At 28.3% G+C, this 251-nt stretch carries 1 pseudogene; it reads left to right on the forward strand.

What is annotated here, in order from left to right:
- A pseudogene (locus tag LQ686_RS14090) lies at positions 1 to 251 on the forward strand (IS3 family transposase); the annotation flags it as partial.

Below are 251 nucleotides of genomic sequence, written 5' to 3' on the forward strand. Positions count from 1 at the left end.
TAAGAAATAGAGGTCTTATCGTAAATCATAAAAAAGTACTAAGAATCATGAAAGAATATAATCTAACTTGTACAAAGTTCACACATAGAGGACGTAAGTATCGTTCCTTTAAAGGTAAAGTTGGTAAAGTAGCTCAAAATATATTAAATCGTAGATTTAAAACAAGTCTCCCATTTCAAAAAGTCGTAACAGATATTACAGAGTTCAAATTAATGAATGGTCAGAAATTATATTTATCACCTTTTATGGAC

It is taken from the genome of Mammaliicoccus sp. J-M41 (assembly GCF_022385935.1).
Taxonomy (GTDB): domain Bacteria; phylum Bacillota; class Bacilli; order Staphylococcales; family Staphylococcaceae; genus Mammaliicoccus; species Mammaliicoccus sciuri_A.